General features: G+C 64.0%; 15 protein-coding genes. 7 read left to right on the forward strand and 8 right to left on the reverse strand.

The annotated features are described in order from the left end of the window. The first annotated feature begins 52 nt into the window (after positions 1–52). On the forward strand, positions 53–1621 hold the full coding sequence (gene bchE, locus AC0L2L_RS00490) for a magnesium-protoporphyrin IX monomethyl ester anaerobic oxidative cyclase (RefSeq protein WP_473575416.1): 1569 nt from the start codon (positions 53–55) through the stop codon (positions 1619–1621). 36 nt (positions 1622–1657) lie between these two features. Here the strand turns inward: bchE and argB are convergent, their stop codons facing one another. Continuing rightward, on the reverse strand, positions 1658–2551 hold the full coding sequence (gene argB / locus AC0L2L_RS00495) for an acetylglutamate kinase (protein WP_473575418.1): 894 nt from the start codon (positions 2549–2551) through the stop codon (positions 1658–1660). Between the two features lie 477 nt (positions 2552–3028). On the opposite strand from argB, the gene AC0L2L_RS00500 reads away from it, so the two are divergent. From AC0L2L_RS00500 to msrB, 4 genes are all read left to right on the forward strand, one after another. Continuing rightward, positions 3029–3568: a sigma-70 family RNA polymerase sigma factor gene (locus AC0L2L_RS00500; protein WP_473575420.1), complete on the forward strand. Its 540-nt coding sequence runs from the start codon at positions 3029–3031 to the stop codon at positions 3566–3568. Further along, the gene (locus AC0L2L_RS00505; protein WP_473575421.1) at positions 3565–4287 is read left to right on the forward strand and encodes an anti-sigma factor; all 723 of its coding nucleotides are present in this window, start codon (positions 3565–3567) and stop codon (positions 4285–4287) included. Before AC0L2L_RS00500 ends, AC0L2L_RS00505 begins: the two co-directional genes overlap by 4 nt. Positions 4288–4480: 193 nt before the next feature. Continuing rightward, the gene (locus AC0L2L_RS00510; RefSeq protein ID WP_473575422.1) at positions 4481–5038 is read left to right on the forward strand and encodes a fasciclin domain-containing protein; all 558 of its coding nucleotides are present in this window, start codon (positions 4481–4483) and stop codon (positions 5036–5038) included. 199 nt (positions 5039–5237) lie between these two features. Further along, positions 5238–5741: a peptide-methionine (R)-S-oxide reductase MsrB gene (gene msrB / locus AC0L2L_RS00515; protein WP_473575424.1), complete on the forward strand. Its 504-nt coding sequence runs from the start codon at positions 5238–5240 to the stop codon at positions 5739–5741. A 531-nt stretch (positions 5742–6272) separates the two neighbouring features. Here the strand turns inward: msrB and AC0L2L_RS00520 are convergent. Together AC0L2L_RS00520 and AC0L2L_RS00525 are read right to left on the reverse strand one after the other, a co-directional pair. After that, the gene (locus AC0L2L_RS00520; RefSeq protein ID WP_473575426.1) at positions 6273–7886 is read right to left on the reverse strand and encodes a DHA2 family efflux MFS transporter permease subunit; all 1614 of its coding nucleotides are present in this window, start codon (positions 7884–7886) and stop codon (positions 6273–6275) included. A gap of 121 nt (positions 7887–8007) precedes the next feature. Next, on the reverse strand, positions 8008–9201 hold the full coding sequence (locus AC0L2L_RS00525) for an HlyD family secretion protein (protein WP_473575428.1): 1194 nt from the start codon (positions 9199–9201) through the stop codon (positions 8008–8010). Positions 9202–9336: 135 nt separating this feature from the next. On the opposite strand from AC0L2L_RS00525, the gene AC0L2L_RS00530 reads away from it, so the two are divergent. Further along, positions 9337–10035, forward strand: coding sequence for a TetR/AcrR family transcriptional regulator (locus AC0L2L_RS00530; RefSeq protein ID WP_473575429.1), 699 nt, complete (start codon positions 9337–9339; stop codon positions 10033–10035). Between the two features lie 218 nt (positions 10036–10253). Further along, positions 10254–12725, forward strand: a complete 2472-nt coding sequence (locus AC0L2L_RS00535) for a DNA translocase FtsK (RefSeq protein WP_473575431.1) — start codon at positions 10254–10256, stop codon at positions 12723–12725. A gap of 65 nt (positions 12726–12790) precedes the next feature. Here the strand turns inward: AC0L2L_RS00535 and yihA are convergent, their stop codons facing one another. From yihA to rpmH, 5 genes are all read right to left on the reverse strand, one after another. After that, positions 12791–13462: a ribosome biogenesis GTP-binding protein YihA/YsxC gene (gene yihA, locus AC0L2L_RS00540; RefSeq protein WP_473575433.1), complete on the reverse strand. Its 672-nt coding sequence runs from the start codon at positions 13460–13462 to the stop codon at positions 12791–12793. Further along, entirely contained in the window at positions 13459–14124 is a 666-nt protein-coding gene (locus tag AC0L2L_RS00545) for a CatB-related O-acetyltransferase (protein ID WP_473575434.1), read from the reverse strand. The genes yihA and AC0L2L_RS00545 overlap by 4 nt, the downstream gene beginning before the upstream one ends. A 454-nt stretch (positions 14125–14578) precedes the next feature. Continuing rightward, on the reverse strand, positions 14579–16408 hold the full coding sequence (gene yidC, locus AC0L2L_RS00550; protein WP_473575435.1) for a membrane protein insertase YidC: 1830 nt from the start codon (positions 16406–16408) through the stop codon (positions 14579–14581). A 13-nt stretch (positions 16409–16421) separates the two neighbouring features. Then, positions 16422–16775, reverse strand: coding sequence for a ribonuclease P protein component (gene rnpA, locus AC0L2L_RS00555; RefSeq protein ID WP_473575436.1), 354 nt, complete (start codon positions 16773–16775; stop codon positions 16422–16424). Positions 16776–16791: 16 nt separating this feature from the next. Beyond that, a complete protein-coding gene (gene rpmH, locus AC0L2L_RS00560; protein WP_008833937.1) occupies positions 16792–16926 on the reverse strand; it encodes a 50S ribosomal protein L34 in 135 nt (44 codons plus the stop codon). Positions 16927–17040: the final 114 nt, after the last annotated feature.

The following is a 17040-nucleotide window of genomic DNA, read 5'->3' on the forward strand; positions in this document are numbered from 1 at the left end:
GCGGCTTCGACATCGGCAACTAGCACGAGCGGACCAACAATGGAGGTCCGCCTTGAACATCGTGCTGATCAATCCGCCGCACACCGCCATCGGCAGCCGCGTGCCCGACGACCATCTGCCGCCGCTCGGCCTGTTGGCGATCGGCGGTCCGCTGATCGATTCCGGCCATGACGTGCGGCTGGTCGATGCCGAGTTCGGGCCGATGCCGCTTGGCACGCTGGTCGATGAGGCCTTGAGCAACGGTCCGGAATTCGTGCTGATCGGCCATTCCGGCTCGACCTCGGCGCATCCGACCGCGTTGCGCATCGCCGAAATGATCAAGGCGCGCGCGCCTTGTGTCATCGTCATCTATGGCGGCGTCTTCCCGACCTATCATTGGCGCGACATTCTCGCCGCGACGGATGTTTTTGACTTTATCGTGCGCGGCGAGGGCGAGGCGACGGTGACGGCGCTGGTCGAGGCCGTCGAAATGCGCCAGCCGGTGGCGAGCGTTGCGGGCATTGCCTACCGCGACGACCTCGGCCGCCCCGTCGCCACGCAGCCGGCCATGACCATTGCCGACCTCGACGCCTGGCGCGTCGGCTGGGAGCTGATCGATCATCGCCGCTATAGCTATTGGGGCGGCAAGCGCGCGGTCGTCATGCAGTTCTCGCGCGGCTGTCCGCATCTGTGCAACTATTGCGGCCAGCGCGGCTTTTGGACCCGCTGGCGCCACCGCGACCCCGTCAAGTTCGCCAAGGAAATCGCCTGGCTGCATCGCGAGCACGGCGTCGAGCTGATCAACCTGGCGGACGAGAACCCGACCTCCTCGAAAAAGGCCTGGCGCGCCTTTCTCGACGCCATGATCGCGCAGAACGTGCCGGTGCTGATCGTCGGGTCGACGCGCGCCGACGACATCGTGCGCGACGCCGATAGCCTGCACCTCTATCGCAAGGCCGGCATCATCCGCTGGCTGCTCGGCATGGAAAACACCGACGAAGAAACGCTGTCGCTGATCCGCAAGGGCGGCAGCACCAGGTCCGACCGCGAGGCGATCCGGTTGCTGCGCCGGCATGGCATCCTGTCGATGGCGACCTGGGTTGCCGGCTTCGAGGACGAAGGTTTTCGCGATCTCTGGCGCGGCTTCCGCCAGCTCATCGCCTACGATCCCGATCAGATCCAGGCGCTCTATGTCACGCCGCATCGCTGGACGCCGTTCTTCCGCATCGCCGCGAAGCGCAAGGTGATCCAGCAGGACGTGCGTCTCTGGGATTACAAGCACCAGGTGCTGGCGATGACGCGGCTGAAACCCTGGATGCTGTTCTTCGCCGTCAAGCTGATCGAAGTCGCGGTGCAATCGAGGCCGAAGGCGCTGGCGCGCATCCTGTTCCACCCCGACCCCGAGCAGCGCCATTCGATGCGCTGGTACACCAGGATGGGCCGCCGCGTATGGTTCCGCGAGGTCTGGGGATTTCTGGCCCGAGACCGCCGCGTGGCGGACGGGCCGACGCTCGCCGAATTCTGGGGCGCGCCGCAGGACGCCGAGGAGGAATCGATGATCGTCAGGCGGCCATCCAGCGGGTCGGCTCGGCCTGCTATCGATGGTCTGGCAGCGGTGGAAGAAAAAAGATTAGCCGGCTGATTATTGCAGTTCACCGAAACGGTGAACTTGCTCTTTCTACGGAACGATCAGCGTGCCGGCGCCGTGCTCGGTGAACAGCTCGAGCAGCACCGAATGCGGCGTCTTGCCGTTGAGGATGACGACGCCCTCGACGCCGCGCTCGATCGCCTCGATGCAGGTCTCGACCTTAGGGATCATGCCGCCCGACACCGTGCCGTCCTTGATCAGCGCCCTGGCTTCGGCGACCGTCAGCTCGTCGATCAGCTTCTTGTTCTTGTCGAGCACGCCGGGCACATCGGTGAGGAAGAGCAGGCGCGTTGCGCGGCATGCGCCGGCGATAGCCCCCGCGAAAGTGTCGGCATTGATGTTGTAGGTGTGGCCGTCGCGGCCGGGTGCGACAGGCGCCAGCACCGGGATCATCTCCGAGCGCGCAAGAAGGTCGAGCAGCGTGCGGTCGACCTCGACCGGCTCGCCGACGAAGCCGAGATCGAGCACGCGCTCGATGTTGGAATCCGGGTCGATCATGGTCTTGCGCGCCTTTTCGGCGAACACCATGTTGCCGTCCTTGCCGCAGAGCCCGATAGCCCATTCGCCCTCGGCGTTGATCAGCGCCACGATCTCCTTGTTGATCGAGCCGGCCAGCACCATCTCGACAATCTCGACCGTCTTCTGGTCGGTGACGCGCAGGCCGCCCTCGAACTTGGATTCGATGCCCATCTTGGTCAGCATCGCGCCGATCTGCGGCCCGCCGCCATGCACCACAATCGGGTTGACGCCGGATTGCTTCAACAGCGCTATGTCGCGGGCAAACGCCTTGCCGAGCTCATGGTCGCCCATGGCATGGCCGCCATATTTCACCACCACCGTCTTGTTCTCGTAGCGCTGCATGTAAGGCAGCGCGCGCGAAAGCAGCGCGGCCTGCATTTCGGCGGTGGCGGCGATGTCCGTCATCGGTCGGTTCCCAAAGTGGCCAGAATGGGCGGCGTCTTAGCGGGAATTGCCGCGGGCCGCAAACGGCTTTGCGCTCACAATTGCGAAATCTCCCCAGCACAGAGACTTTGACCGGGCCGGCTATGTTTGCCTTGGCAGTTGGCACGCCTTGGAGATTCGCCGAAACGGCCCGGCCTCGTCATCCACGGGCGGAGCAAGGAGCGTAGCGGCGCGCGCAGACCCGAGGATCCATTCCGTTACATACGAGCGGTACAACCGTGCAGAATTCTGCTCCGCTGCACTCTTCGATCAAGGTCACGGAATGGATCCCAGGGTCTCCGCGACGCCGCCTCGCGGCTGCTCCGCCCAGGGATGACGAGGTTTGGAAGGCCTCAGCCATCCCCGGCGTTGCGCTTGCGGCGAATGTGCCGGCAACGCTTGGGGGACAATGCCTCCGCGGCCCGTTGCAAATAAATCGCAATCTTCTAATTTGCCGCTATGGCGCCGCAGGACATCAGCAAGCTGATCGTCCGGACTTCGATGAAGGACCGGGCTGCTTTCGATCTGCTCTACAGGCAGACCAGCGCGAAACTTTTCGGCGTCTGCCTTCGTGTATTGAGGGACCGGGGAGATGCGGAAGAAGCGCTGCAGGAGGTCTTCGTCAAGATATGGACGAAGGCGGATCGTTTCGCGGTTTCCGATCTGAGCCCGATTTCCTGGCTGGTGGCCGTTGCCCGCAACCATGCGATCGATCGCATCAGGGCGCGGCGCGGTCCTTCCGCCGATATCGATGCAGCCCTCGACGTCGCCGACCCGACGCCTGGGCCGGAGGCCATGGCCGTGGCGGGCGGCGAAACCGAACGCATCTACCATTGCCTCGACGAATTGGAAAAAGACCGGGCGGCGGCCGTCCGGGGCGCCTATTTGAGCGGCGAGAGCTATGCCGAGCTGGCGGAGCGCTTCAAGGTTCCGCTGAACACGATGCGGACCTGGCTGCGACGAAGCCTGCTCAAACTTAGAGAATGCCTGGAAAGATGACACTGGCGGAAGACAACGGACCGGAACGTGGAGGCGACGACCTGCTCGCAGCCGAATACGTTCTCGGCGTCCTCGCCGCCGACGAACGCCAGATCGCTTCCCGCCGCATTGACACCGAAACCGCATTCGCCCGCCTTGTCGACGCATGGGAGGTCCATTTTGGGCCGATGGCCGCCGCCTATGCCGCGGTCGAGCCCCCCGGTTCGGTCAAGGTGGCGATCGACCGCCGCCTGTTCGCATCCTCCGCTTCCACCTCCGCGACGTCTGGCGGCGGCCTGTGGGCGAGCCTTGCCTTCTGGCGCGGCCTCGCCGCCGCGGCCGTTGCCGCCTTGGCCGTCTATGTCGCCCTGCCTTACGTCAATCCGCCGGCGTCGCAGCCCGAGACCAGGCTGGTCGCGTCTTTGGCCGCCGACAATAGCCCCGTCAAATATCTTGCCGTCTATGACGCGGCCCGCCACGAGGTCGGCCTGTCGCTGGTTTCCGGCGATCGCGGCGCTGGCAAGGACTTCGAGCTGTGGATGATCGAAGGCAAGAACGCGCCGGTCTCGATGGGCGTCATCCCCGCCGGCCAGACCGCGCGCATGGCCGTTGCGCCGGCCGTCCAGCAGAAGCTGGCGCAAGGCGCCGTGCTCGCCGTCAGCCTCGAGCCGACCGGCGGTTCGCCGACCGGCCAGCCGACCGGTCCGGTCGTCGCCGCGGGTGACCTGAAGGGCATCTGACCAGTTCTGACATCTTTCAAGAGTAGTAAAAGTCTATCTGCCGGTGAATTCGGTGGATGGCGTCGCCACGCGGTATATCTCGCTCCGGGGCGGCGATCAAAAAATCTTCCAGCTTCACGAAACTAAGTCTTTTATCGTCCGTATTTCCTCACGTTCCCACGGACGGGAAAAATAACCTGAGGAGACTGATACCATGCGTAAACTCGCCACCCTTTTGCTCGCCTCTACGATCGGCTTTTCCGCGCTCGGCGCTGTTGCCTATGCCGCCAATCCGATGGTCGGCGGCGCGCCGATGTATGCCAAGAAGAACATCATCGAGAATGCCGTCAATTCGCAGGACCACACCACGCTGGTCGCCGCCGTCAAGGCCGCCGGCCTGGTCGACACGCTGCAGACCCCCGGTCCCTTCACCGTCTTCGCGCCGACCAACGAGGCTTTCGCGGCGTTGCCCGCTGGCACGGTCGAGACGCTGCTCAAGCCCGAGAACAAGGACAAGCTGACCAAGATACTCACCTGCCACGTCATCGCCGCCAAGGCGCTGGCCGCGGACGTCGCCAAGATGGCCAAGGCCGACGGCGGCGCGCATGAGGCCAAGACCGTCGGGGGCTGCGCGCTGACGCTCAAGTCCGTAAAGGGTAAGGTCACCGTGACCGACGAGAACGGCAACGTCGCCCATGTCACCATCGCCGATGTCCGCCAGTCGAATGGCGTCATCCACGTCATCGACAAGGTTCTTCTGCCGAAGATGTAACAAAGCCCAAGCGGCCGGCGAAGATAAGACTGTCCCGCCGGCCGCAGGGTCTTTCTCTCATGATCAGCGCTGCCGGCAAGCGCGCTCCGCATCGCCAGGGCTTGGGTCGATGCGGAGCAGCGCTAAACAGCGAGCGTCACCGGCTTTTGATTTCCGGATGGCGCTGTAATTTGGCAGAAGACCCTAGGAGGAACGGCCAATGAACCGTCGCGATTTTCTCTGGAGCGGCGCCGCCGCCACCGCTCTCGTCGTTGGAACCGGAGCGATGCTGCGTGCTGGCGCGCCAAGACCCGCCCTCGCGGCCGAGACCTTCGAGGTCACCAAGACCGACGCCGAATGGCACGCCATCCTTTCCGACGCCGCCTTCGACGTGCTGCGCAAGCAGGGCACCGAATATCCCGGCACCAGCCCGCTGCTCAACGAGCATCGCAAGGGCATCTTCGCCTGCGCCGGCTGCGACCTGCCGGTCTATTCGTCGGAAACGAAATTCGATTCCGGCACCGGCTGGCCGAGTTTCTATCAGGAGATCGCCAACGCCATCGGCAAGACCGAGGACAGCTCGCTCGGCATGACCCGCACCGAGGTCCATTGCCGGCGCTGCGGCGGTCATCTCGGCCATGTCTTCGACGACGGCCCGCCGCCCACCGGCCTGCGCCATTGCATCAACGGCGTGGCGCTGAGCTTCAAGCCGGCCGCCGCCTGAGCAATTCCAGGAAAAGTGTCACCGACACAGGGATTTTGAAAAGGTTGCCGTTTGTCTTGGTGCAGGATTTTCCGTTCATATCTGTGAGATCAGCGCAAACGCCGGGGATTGGTCGAAAGCCGCCGCAACTTCGTCATTCTATGGCGAAGCAAGGAGCGAAGCGACGCGGCGCAGACCATAGAATCCATGCCGTGACTTGGAAGCGCCGCCACGGGTGCAGAGTTTTGCTCCGTTGCACTCCTTGGCGATGGTAACGGCATGGATTCTAGGGTCTACGCGGTACGCTTCGCTTCCCGCTCCGCCCTAGAATGACGATCGCGATGGGCATTTCGGCCAATTCCAACGCATGCCGCCTGCCAACGCAAACAGAGCCGACCGGTCAAAATCCCTGCGCATTGCCACTAGCGGTTTTCCGTCCGGAATTGCGTCAAAACACAGAAACATTTTCAGCCTCTCTCCAAAGGAATGACCCCGGAAATCGTTGCCGATTTCGGGGTCACGTCGAGGAAGCCAGGCGGGGGTTCCGGCTCCTCAATGGCCTCCGCCGCCGCCGCCCTGCGGGGCCGGCTTGTTGATGAACAGCACGAAGAATCCAAGCGAGGCGAACAGCACCGTCAGCATCATGAACACGTCCATGAAGGACAGCAGCGCCGCCTGCTGATGCGCCATGCCGGACAGTTTCGAGATCGCGGCGCTTGCGGCGTCGAGCCCCGCGGTCTGCTCGAAATTCTGCGTCATGTTCTGCAGCTTGGTTTGCGCCGCCTCGCTGCCCCACTGCACATGCTCGGAGAGCCGCGCATAGTGGAAGGCGTTGCGGTCGATCAGCACCGTGTTGATGAGCGCGAGGCCGACGGCGCCGCCGAGGTTGCGGGTCAGGTTGAACAGGCCCGACGCATTCTTCAGCCGTTCCGGCGGCAAAGTGCCCAGCGCGATGTTGTTGATCGGTACCATGCACAGCATCATCGAGCAGCCGCGCAGGATCTGCGGGATCAGGAGCTCATAGAAATCCCAGTCGGCGGTGAGATGCGTCATCCACCAGGTGCCCGTGGCGAAGCCGACGAAGCCGATCATCATCATCAGCCTGAGATCGATCTTGTTCGACAGGATGCCGGCAACGGGCGCCGTGAAGAACATCGCCAGGCCACTGACGAACAGCGCCTCGCCGATCATCATCGAATCGTAACCGCGGATACGGCCGAGGAACACCGGATAGAGATAGGTGAGCCCGTAAAGGCCGATGCCGACGACGAAGGAGAACAGCGAGCCGAAGGCGAAGTTGACGTTGCTGAAGGCCCTGAGGTCGACGATCGGCTCCTCGGCGGTGAAGACGCGCCAGAAGAAGATGATGCCGCCGATGGTCATGATCACGGCGCAGGCGAAGACCGCCGGCTCCTGCAGCCAGTCATGGTTCGGACCTTCCTCCAGCACATATTCCATGCAGCCGAGGAAGGCGGCCATGCCGACCAGGCCCCACCAGTCGAACTTCGAGAACAGTTTCAGGTTGGGCTTGTCGAAATCGATCAGCGACCAGGCGGCCGTCGCCACCAGTATGCCGGGCACGACATTGATCAGGAACAGCCAGTGCCAGGACATGGCGTGGCTGATATAGCCGCCCACTGTCGGGCCGATCGTCGGCGCCAGCGTCGCCACCAGGCCGATCATCGGCGAGACGACGGCGCGCCGCGACGGCGGGAAGATGGTGAAGGCGGCCGCGAAGACACTTGGGATCATGCCGCCGCCGATAAAACCCTGGATGGCGCGGTAGACGATCATCTGGTCGATGTTGGTGGCGGTGGCGGCGAGCGCGCTGGCCGCGGTGAAGCCGGCCGCCGAGATGGTGAACAGCACGCGCGTCGACAGCATCCGGCTGAGGAAGCCGGACAGCGGGATCATCACCACCTCGGCGATCAGATAGGCGGTCTGCACCCATGGGATCTCGTCGGAGCTGGCGCTCAGGCCCGCCTGGATTTCCGAGAGCGAGGCCGAGACGATCTGGATGTCGAGGATCGCCATGAACATGCCGAACACCATCGCCAGGAAGGCGACGACGCGGCGTACAGGCATATGGTCTGCCGGCAGGGCCGGCGCGGCAGCGGCCACCGGGCGTCCCGGCGCTGATCCTGCGGTGATGGTTGCGGTTGCCATGTCATGGCCTCCCTAGGCAATTCTCGAGGACAAGCGCGTGGCGGTCCCGAATTGCGTCGAAACAGATAAAGCAGGCCGGGCGGCTCGGCGCTCGAATGGCCACCGAACCGCCCTCCGATTGTTAGTTGGTCGTCGAGGCCGGCGCGGTTCGGCTGTCGACTGCGACGACGACGCTCAAACCAGCGCGCAGCTTGCCGGTCTTAAGCACGTCGGCCGGCACATCGATGCGCACGGGCACGCGCTGGACCACCTTGGTGAAGTTGCCGGTGGCGTTTTCCGGCGGCAGCAGCGAGAACACCGCGCCGGAAGCCGGCGCCAGCGAAGACACCGTGCCTTCGAAGCTCTGGCCGTCGATCGCGTCGACCGTGATGCGGACCTTCTCGCCGGGCACCATCCGGCCAAGCTGCGTTTCCTTGAAGTTGCCGACGATGTAGAGCTTGTCCATCGGCACGACGACGGCGAGCTTCTGGCCCGGATTAACGAGGTCGCCCTGCTCGACCGAGCGGTTGCCGACGACGCCGTCATAAGGTGCCTTCAGCACGGTGAAGGACAGGTCGCGCTGGGCCTTGTCGCGGGTGAGCTGCAGCGAGGCGAGCGTCGAGGCCGACTCCGCGCGCTGCGCTTCCAGCACGCCGATATTGGCCTGTGCCGCGGCAATCTGCGCGTCGGCGCCGACAAGCGCCGCCTTGGCCTGGTCGAGCGCGGTCTGGGCGTCGTCGAGCTGCGCCTGCGTGCCGACATGGGTCTTCAGCAATTGGGCGGCACGCACCTGGGCGCGCGCCGCATTGTCGGCGGCGGCCTGGTCCGCGACCTTCTGCGCTTGCGCCTGCTGCAGCGAGGCCTGGGCCGCCTTGGTCTGCGCGTCGATGCGGTCGAGCGTCTTCGCCAATGTGGCGATCTGCGCTTCGGCCTGGGCGACCGCGATCTTGTAGTCGCCATTGTCGATGACAAACAGCGGATCGCCGGCCTTGACCTGCTGGTTCTCGCTCACCAGCACCTTATCGATATAACCAGTTATTTTCGGCGACACGAACGACATATCGGCCTGGACATAGGCGTCGTCGGTGGAGATCATGAACCGACCGTCGGTCCAGTAGTTATAGCCATACCAGGAGCCGGCGCCGAGCAGGGCGAGGCCAATGATCGGCAACAGGAACGAGCGCGCCGAGCGCTTCTTCTTGGCCGGGGCCTCGGCTGCGGGCGGCGCGACCGGGGTGGCGGGCTGGACAGGAACTTCCGGGGCTTCGGTCGAGGGCTGGACCTTGGCGTTTGGAAACGTGCGGACTTCGGCGGTGGCGGGCGCGTTGGAGGACATTGGCGATCTCTCTGGGATGTCAGTCAGACTGAACCGTTCGGTTCGAATTCGACATTGACATAGCGCGGAAAGAGGACCATATCAAGAGGAAATCGAACCGAGCGGTTCGAAATATTTTTCTAGGGAATGACGTCCATGGTCGACACGACAGCCGATAGCGATCTGCTCGACCTGCGCAAAGGCCGACCGGCGGCCGGGCAGGATCCTGTAAAACGGGCCCAGATCATCGAGGGCGCCCGCCGCGTCTTCATAGACAAGGGCTTCGAGGCCGCCTCGATGAACGACATCACCCGCGAGGCCGGCGTCTCGAAGGGCACGATCTACGTCTATTTCGAAAACAAGGAAGAGCTGTTCGAGGCGCTCATAGAGGAAGAGCGCGGCTCCATCTTCAAGAACATGTATGAGGTGCTCGACCATTTCCAGGACCTGCGCAAGACGCTGGTGAAGTTCGGCACGGTGCTCGCCACCAAGATTACCTCAGTCAAGGTCATCCAGGCGCAGCGGACGGTGGTCGGCGCATCCGACAGGATACCGGAGCTTGGCGCGCGCTTCTACGAACGCGGCCCGAAGCGCGGCCACGACAAGGTCATGGCCTTCCTCAACGAAGTCATCGAACGCGGCCTGCTGCAGATCGACGATGTCGACCTTGCCGCCTATCAGTTCACCGAGCTGTGCCTGGCCGGGCTGTTCCGCCAATGCATCTTTTCCTACCGCACCAAGGCGCCGAGCCACGCGGAAATCGAGCACATTGTGACGTCCGGCGTCGACGTTTTTCTCAAGGCCTACGGCACGGAAAAATTCCTCGCCGAGGAAAAGGCCCTGGCATCGGCCTGACCGTTCGAGAACGCGCATCCCGGAGCGCATGGCGAACCTGAAGGGTCGCGACGTGTCTCCAGGGAGCCCGTCGGCGCGATCGACCTCGGTACCGCGAAGGCCGCCTGCCGGCCCCACTCAAAAACATCCACAGGGATCATCCGGCAGGCGCTGTCGGAAGAACCTGTTAACCGTCGCTTCCTATGTCTCGGGACACGTTCAATCGGCGAGTCTCGAGAATGACATCCACGCGTTATCCCCGTGCCAATCTTTCTGGCGCTTCCGCCTACGGCGACGACGATCACCGTCGCGCGGAGGACGCCGGGCGCCGTGGCGCGGTCTCGCAGCAACAGGCGCAAGCGGGGCGGGTCGTCACGTTGCGCGCCGCGCAGGAGAGCGAATCGAACGCCGCCCGCGTCGCATCGTTCGAATCGGCCGATGACGGCGAATTCAGCCGCCCGGCCTGGCAGGACTATTTTTTCCTTGCGCCCAACGTGCGTTTCACCCGCACGCCGGACACCGATCTCGCCAGGCGGACCACCCCGCAAGGGGAGAATGCCGCGCAGGGCAAGGCACCCGCGGTCGAGCCCGTCCGGTCCGCGCCGCCGACCCACGCAACAGCCAATCCAGTCAGGGCAATGCCGGCTACCACCGCATCGCCGGCGCAAGCCAGACCGGTCCAGGTGCCTTCCGCCGCCGCCGCTCCCGCCGCGGCGCCCCGGATTGCCGCCGCTCCGGCGCCGAAGCCGCGTCCGACCGGATTGCGCTGGTCCTATCTTTCCGATCACGCCTTTTTCGAGTTCGGCATGCCTTTCCTTGCCGAGCGCCTTGCGCGGGCGCGTGCCAACGAGAGCTCACAGGCGCCAGCCGTTGCAGCGCGGCCGTCAGCCGTCGCAGCGCGGCCGTCAGTGATCCCGAGACAGCAGCCGAGCCAACCGCGCCCCGCTCTCATGGGCGACGCGACATCGTTCTACCGCGTCATCGAATGGCGCTCCAACACGACGCTCCCGAACGCTGCGCCGGCTGCGCTTCCCGCCGTCCAGCCCATTCCCGTAGAGACTGCGCCGGCCTCTCATTCGGTGAGCGCCAGGACCGCCAAATCGACCGCCAAATCCAAACCCTCCCTGCCGATCGCCGGCGCGGTCGTGCCGCCGTCCGCTTCCATTGGCTACGAGCTTCCCTCCGAGGACCTTTTGCAGATGCCGCCGGAAGGCCAGGGCTTCTACATGGCGCAGGAGCGGATGGAGCAGAACGCCGACCTGCTTGAAAGCGTGCTGGAGGATTTCGGCGTCAAGGGCGAGATCATCCATGTCCGGCCGGGCCCGGTCGTCACGCTCTACGAATTCGAGCCGGCTCCGGGCGTGAAATCCAGCCGCGTCATCGGGCTCGCCGACGACATCGCCCGCTCGATGTCGGCCATCTCGGCGCGCGTCGCCGTGGTGCCGGGCCGCAATGTCATCGGCATCGAGCTGCCCAACGAGACGCGCGAAACCGTCTATTTCCGCGAGCTGATCGGCTCGGCGGGCTTCCGCAACACCTCCTGCAAGCTGGCGCTCGGCCTCGGCAAGACGATCGGCGGCGAACCGGTCATCGCCGAGCTCGCCAAGATGCCTCATCTGCTGGTGGCGGGCACCACCGGCTCCGGCAAGTCGGTCGCCATCAACACCATGATATTGTCGCTGCTCTACCGCATGAAGCCGGAGCAATGCCGCCTCATAATGGTCGATCCCAAGATGCTTGAACTCTCCGTCTATGACGGCATCCCGCATCTTTTGACGCCGGTCGTCACCGATCCCAAGAAGGCCGTCACGGCGCTGAAATGGGCGGTGCGCGAGATGGAGGACCGCTACCGCAAGATGGCGCGCCTCGGCGTGCGCAGCATCGACGGCTACAACCAGCGCGCGGAAAGCGCCCGCGACAAGGGCGAGGTCGTGGCCATGCAGGTGCAGGTCGGGTTCGAGAAGGGCACCGGCGAGCCGCTGTTCGAGGAGCGTGCCATCGACCTCTCGCCCATGCCCTACATCGTCATCATCGTCGACGAGATGGCCGACCTGATGATGGTGGCCGGCAAGGAGATCGAAGGCGCCATCCAGCGGCTGGCGCAGATGGCGCGCGCCGCCGGCATCCATTTGATCATGGCCACGCAGCGTCCCTCGGTCGACGTCATCACCGGCACCATCAAGGCCAATTTCCCCACCCGCATCTCCTTCCAGGTGACGTCGAAGATCGACAGCCGCACCATCCTGGGCGAGCAGGGCGCCGAGCAGTTGCTCGGCCAGGGCGACATGCTGCACATGGCCGGCGGCGGGCGCATTTCGCGCGTGCATGGCCCCTTCGTCTCCGACGTGGAGGTCGAGCACGTCGTGGCGCATCTGAAAGCGCAAGGGCGCCCCGAATATCTCGACACGGTCACCGCCGACGAGGAAGAGGGTGAGGAAGCGGCGGACGCCGGCCCGGTCTTCGACAAGGGCGCGATCGCCGAGGAGGATGGCGACGCGCTCTATGAGGAAGCCGTCAAGGTGGTCAAGCGCGACAAGAAATGCTCGACTTCCTACATCCAGCGCCGCCTCGGCGTCGGCTACAACCGCGCCGCCTCGCTGGTCGAACGCATGGAGAAGGTGGGCCTGGTCGGCGCCCCCAACCATGTCGGCAAGCGCGAGATCCTCACCGGCCGGCGCGATCGCGAGGCTGAACGCGACGAGATGGATTGATCCCGAAGCAATTCCAGGAAAAGTGTAAGCGGTTTTCCGTCCGGAATTGCGCAAAAAAGAAAGCGTCAGCCGCCGTTCGCCACCAGGGCGATTGCCGCGCGCAACTCGTCGAGACCCGCGGCTTTCTCCGATGACGTCGCCAGCACCACGGGGAACGCCGCCGGGCGCTTCTTGATCTTGGCCAGCGTCTCCTCGATCAGCCTCGGCACGCCGGCGGCCTTGATCTTGTCGGTCTTGGTGAGCACCACCTGGTAGGAGACCGCCGCCTTGTCGAGCAGGGTCAGCACTTCTTCGTCCTTGGCCTTGATGCCGTGGCGGGCATCGATCAGTACATAGACGCGCTTCAGCGTGACGCGGCCCTGCAGATATTCGTAGATGAGTTTCGTCCACTCATCGACCTTTTCCTTCGGCGCGCTGGCATAGCCGTAGCCCGGCATGTCGACCAGCGCCATCGGCGGCAGGTCGGCGCCTTCGCCGGAAAACCCGTCTGGGACGAAATAGTTGAGTTCCTGCGTGCGGCCGGGCGTGTTGGAGGTGCGCGCCAGGCCCTTGTGCCCGACCAGCGCATTGATCAGCGACGACTTGCCGACATTGGAGCGGCCGGCGAAGGCGATCTCCGGCGGGCCTTCCGGCGGCAGGAATTTCATCGACGGCACGCCGCGAATGAAGATCCACGCACGGGTGAACAGCTCCGGACTTATTGCAGTTTCGCTCGTGTATTTGTCGGGCGCGTTCAAACCGCTGCCTCCAGCCTGGAAATGTCGGCGCCGCGAATGGCGTTGAGGTTGCGGCTGATCTTGTCGACCGGCCAGTCCCACCAGGCCGCCTTCAAGAGCCGCCGTACCGTGAATTCGTCGAAGCGCATTTTCACCACCTTGGCCGCGTTGCCGGCCACGATCGCATAAGGCGGCACGTCGTGCGTGACAACCGATTTCGCCGCCACGATGGCGCCATGCCCGATCTTGACGCCCGGCATGATCACGGCATCCATGCCGATCCACACATCATTGCCTACGGTGGTGTCGCCGCGGATCTCCTTCGACCAGGTCTCCGGGTCGAAACCTTCCTCCCAGCCATGGCCGAAGATGTTGAAGGGATAGGTCGAGAAGCCGGACATGGCGTGGTTGGCGCCGTTCATGATGAAGCGCGCGCCCTCCGCGATGGCGCAGAATTTGCCGATGATCAGCCTGTCGCCGATGAAGTCATAGTGATGCAGAACGCATTTCTCGGCGAATTTGTCGGGGCCGTCGGGATCGTCGTAATAGGTGAAGTCGCCGATCTCGATGTTGGGCGCGCTCACCAGCGGCTTCAGGAAGCCGACGCGCGGATGCATCGCGACGGGATGCTTGATGTTGGGGTTGGGTCCGGTCAACGCGGTCCCTCCAGGGTTCGCAGGCATGTTCGGGCGCGGCCGGCGATGGCCGCGCGCGATCAAACTAACGTGATCCGCCTGTAGCACCAACCGTTCAGTGGCTGCCGCGGCAGATCACGATCGGATTGGAAAGCGCGCTGTCGAACCCTGCGCAAGCCCGGCACGCCAGCCAAGATCGATCACAGCGCGGTCATGGAGTGAAGGCGTCGCGCGGCTCGGCCATCCGGCCAGCGATCTCGGCTCAATCGTCGACACGCTGGCACCGGCGCTTCTGTCGCCGACGTTGGAGATTGGCCGAAACCCCCGCGACGTCGTCCTACTCGGGTGCAACGGTGCGTCGCTTCGCTCCTTGCTCCGCCCTAGACTGACGACCGGGAATATGGCCGCGGTCAATCACGAAGGTTGGCGACTGCTCACTGGGACTGATCAACAAAAAACCCCGGCCAAGGCCGGGGTTCTGATCGGAAGTCGAGGGTGCCTTCTATTCCGCCGGCGATGGTTTCTTGCGGAACAGCGCCGCCAGATTGTCCCACAATTCGATCTTGGCGCCCTGGCGCTTCATGATCACGCCCTGCTGCAGGATCGATAGTGTGTTGTTCCAGGCCCAGTAGATGACGAGCCCGGCCGGGAATGAGCCCATCATGAAGGTGAAGATCACCGGCATCCAGGTGAAGATCGCCGCCTGCGTCGGGTCCGGCGGCGCCGGGTTCATGCGCATCTGCAGGAACATGGTGATGCCCATGACCACCGCCCAGGCGCCCATATGCGGCAGGAAGGCGGGCGCCGCGAACGGCAGCAGGCCGAACAGGTTGAAGACCGATGTCGGGTCGGGCGCCGCAAGGTCGTGGATCCAGCCGAAGAACGGCGCATGCCGCATCTCGATGGTGATGTAGAGCACCTTGTAGAGCGAGAAGAACACCGGGATCTGCAGCGCCACCGGCCAGCAGCCGGCCAGCGGATTGATCTTCTCGGTCTTGTAGAGCTCCATCATCGCCTGTTGCTGCTTCATCTTGTCGTCCGCGTATTTCTCGCGGATCTCGACCATCTTCGGCTGCACCTTCTTCATGTTCGCCATCGAGGCATAGGACTTGTTGGCGAGGGGGAAGAAGATGGCCTTGACGATGACGGTGGTGGCGAGGATCGCCAGGCCGAAATTGCCGAAGAACTTGTAGAGCGTGTCGATGAGCCAGAACATCGGCTTGGTGATGAAATAGAACCAGCCCCAGTCGATCATCAGGCTGAACTGGCGGATATGACGGTCGGCCTCGTAGGCATTGATCGTCGAGACTTCCTTCGCGCCGGCGAAGATTTCGGACTCCACCGTCGTCGACTGTCCGGGCGCAACGCTGATCGCGTCGGAAAGGTAGTCGGACTGGTAGCTGTGCGAGTGGGGACCGTCCTTGAACTCGAAATAGGAGAATTTCGGCTGGAAGGGCTGCTTCTCCGTCGGGATGAGCGTCACGGCCCAGTATTTATCGGTGATGCCGAGCCAGCCATTGGTCGACTTGCTCGGCGTGTATTCCTTGTCCTTCTCGATCTTGGCGTATTTGTACTCCTGCAGCCCTTCGCTGCCGGTCACGCCGATCAGGCCCTCATGCAGCACGTAGGTGCTGGCGACGGCCGGCTTGTCGAAGCGGGTGACGCGCCCGTAATTGTAAAGCGAGACGGCAGCCGTTCCCGAATTCTGCACCGTGTCGGAAACGGTGAACATGTAGTTGTTGTCGATCGAGATGGTGCGCTTGAACGTCAGGCCCTTGTCGTTGGTGAAGCTCAGCATCACCGGCGTCGACGGCGTCAGCGTCGGATTGCCGTCGACGCTCCACACCGTATCGGCGCCCGGCACCTTGCCTGTCGCGTCGTTGCCGACAAAGCCGATCTCGGCGAAATAGCCGTTGGGCAGCGAGGACGGGTTGAGCAGCTCGATCTCGGGCGAGTTCTTGTCGACCGTCTCGTTGTAGTGCTTGAGCTTCAGGTCGTCGAGGCGCGCGCCGGTCAGGTTGATCGAGCCCTCGAGGCTGGGCGTGTCGATCTTGACGCGCTTGCTCGCGGCAATCGCCTGGTCGCGGCTGGCCGCCGTCACCGCATCGCCGCCGGGCGTGGTCGGAATGGCGCCGGGCGCAGGGGCGGGCGTTCCGGCCGCGCCTGGATTGGTTCCTTGCGCTTCCTTCTTCTGCGCCTCGACGCGCTGCTGCTCGATGCGGGCTTGCTCGCGCTGCTGCTCCACGCGCGGGTTCATGTAGAACACCTGCCAGAGCGTCAGGATCAGCACCGACAGCGCGATGGTGATGAAGAAATTGCGGTTGGTTTCCATCGAAAGCCCTGGCCTATCGTGTTCCGCGCAGCCGGCGGGAAAGTTCGGCCTTCAACTGACCGAACGGAGTGGCAAGCACGTCTTCGCGCCCGACGATCACATAGTCATTGCCGGGCGCCATGTCATCGGCGGCATGGACGCGCACGGCTTCCCTGAGCCGACGCCGGACGCGGTTGCGCACCACGGCGTTGCCGACCTTCTTGGTGACGGTGTAGCCGACACGCGGCGCAAGGTCATCGCCGCGGTCGAGAACTTCAACGAGAAAAAGCCGTCCGCGGCGTTTCTCGCCGCCGCGCACAGCCAGGAAGTCCGCGCGTTTCAGAAGCCGCCCGGGAGCGTGTCCCTTTGGCTTGCCGGTTGCGGGCAACGATCTCGTCTTCCGTTCAGGCGCTGAGCCGCTTGCGGCCGCGATTACGGCGGGCAGCAACGACACCACGGCCACCCTTGGTGGCCATGCGGGCACGGAAACCATGCCGGCGCTTACGGACGAGCTTGGACGGTTGGTAAGTACGCTTCATTTGTTTTAATACCGCGGGGTGCGGCCCTTCTTGATTCTGTCACTCTGTAACAGGAGCTTTGCCAGGCCGGCTTAGGCGCGATCGAAACCGCGCCGGGACGAATGGCCCGAGCGT

The organism is Mesorhizobium sp. WSM4832 (assembly GCF_055811115.1).

Bases quoted from the DNA above. Each gene is read 5' to 3' on its own strand.
- AC0L2L_RS00520 (WP_473575426.1), bottom strand. From the start codon at position 7,886: ATGGCAACCGCAACCATCACCGCAGGATCAGCGCCGGGACGCCCGGTG.
- msrB (WP_473575424.1), top strand. From the start codon at position 5,238: ATGAACCGTCGCGATTTTCTCTGGAGCGGCGCCGCCGCCACCGCTCTC.
- yidC (WP_473575435.1), bottom strand. From the start codon at position 16,408: ATGGAAACCAACCGCAATTTCTTCATCACCATCGCGCTGTCGGTGCTG.
- rpmH (WP_008833937.1), bottom strand. From the start codon at position 16,926: ATGAAGCGTACTTACCAACCGTCCAAGCTCGTCCGTAAGCGCCGGCAT.
- AC0L2L_RS00525 (WP_473575428.1), bottom strand. From the start codon at position 9,201: ATGTCCTCCAACGCGCCCGCCACCGCCGAAGTCCGCACGTTTCCAAAC.
- AC0L2L_RS00535 (WP_473575431.1), top strand. From the start codon at position 10,254: ATGACATCCACGCGTTATCCCCGTGCCAATCTTTCTGGCGCTTCCGCC.
- AC0L2L_RS00510 (WP_473575422.1), top strand. From the start codon at position 4,481: ATGCGTAAACTCGCCACCCTTTTGCTCGCCTCTACGATCGGCTTTTCC.
- AC0L2L_RS00500 (WP_473575420.1), top strand. From the start codon at position 3,029: ATGGCGCCGCAGGACATCAGCAAGCTGATCGTCCGGACTTCGATGAAG.
- AC0L2L_RS00545 (WP_473575434.1), bottom strand. From the start codon at position 14,124: ATGCCTGCGAACCCTGGAGGGACCGCGTTGACCGGACCCAACCCCAAC.
- AC0L2L_RS00530 (WP_473575429.1), top strand. From the start codon at position 9,337: ATGGTCGACACGACAGCCGATAGCGATCTGCTCGACCTGCGCAAAGGC.
- AC0L2L_RS00505 (WP_473575421.1), top strand. From the start codon at position 3,565: ATGACACTGGCGGAAGACAACGGACCGGAACGTGGAGGCGACGACCTG.
- argB (WP_473575418.1), bottom strand. From the start codon at position 2,551: ATGACGGACATCGCCGCCACCGCCGAAATGCAGGCCGCGCTGCTTTCG.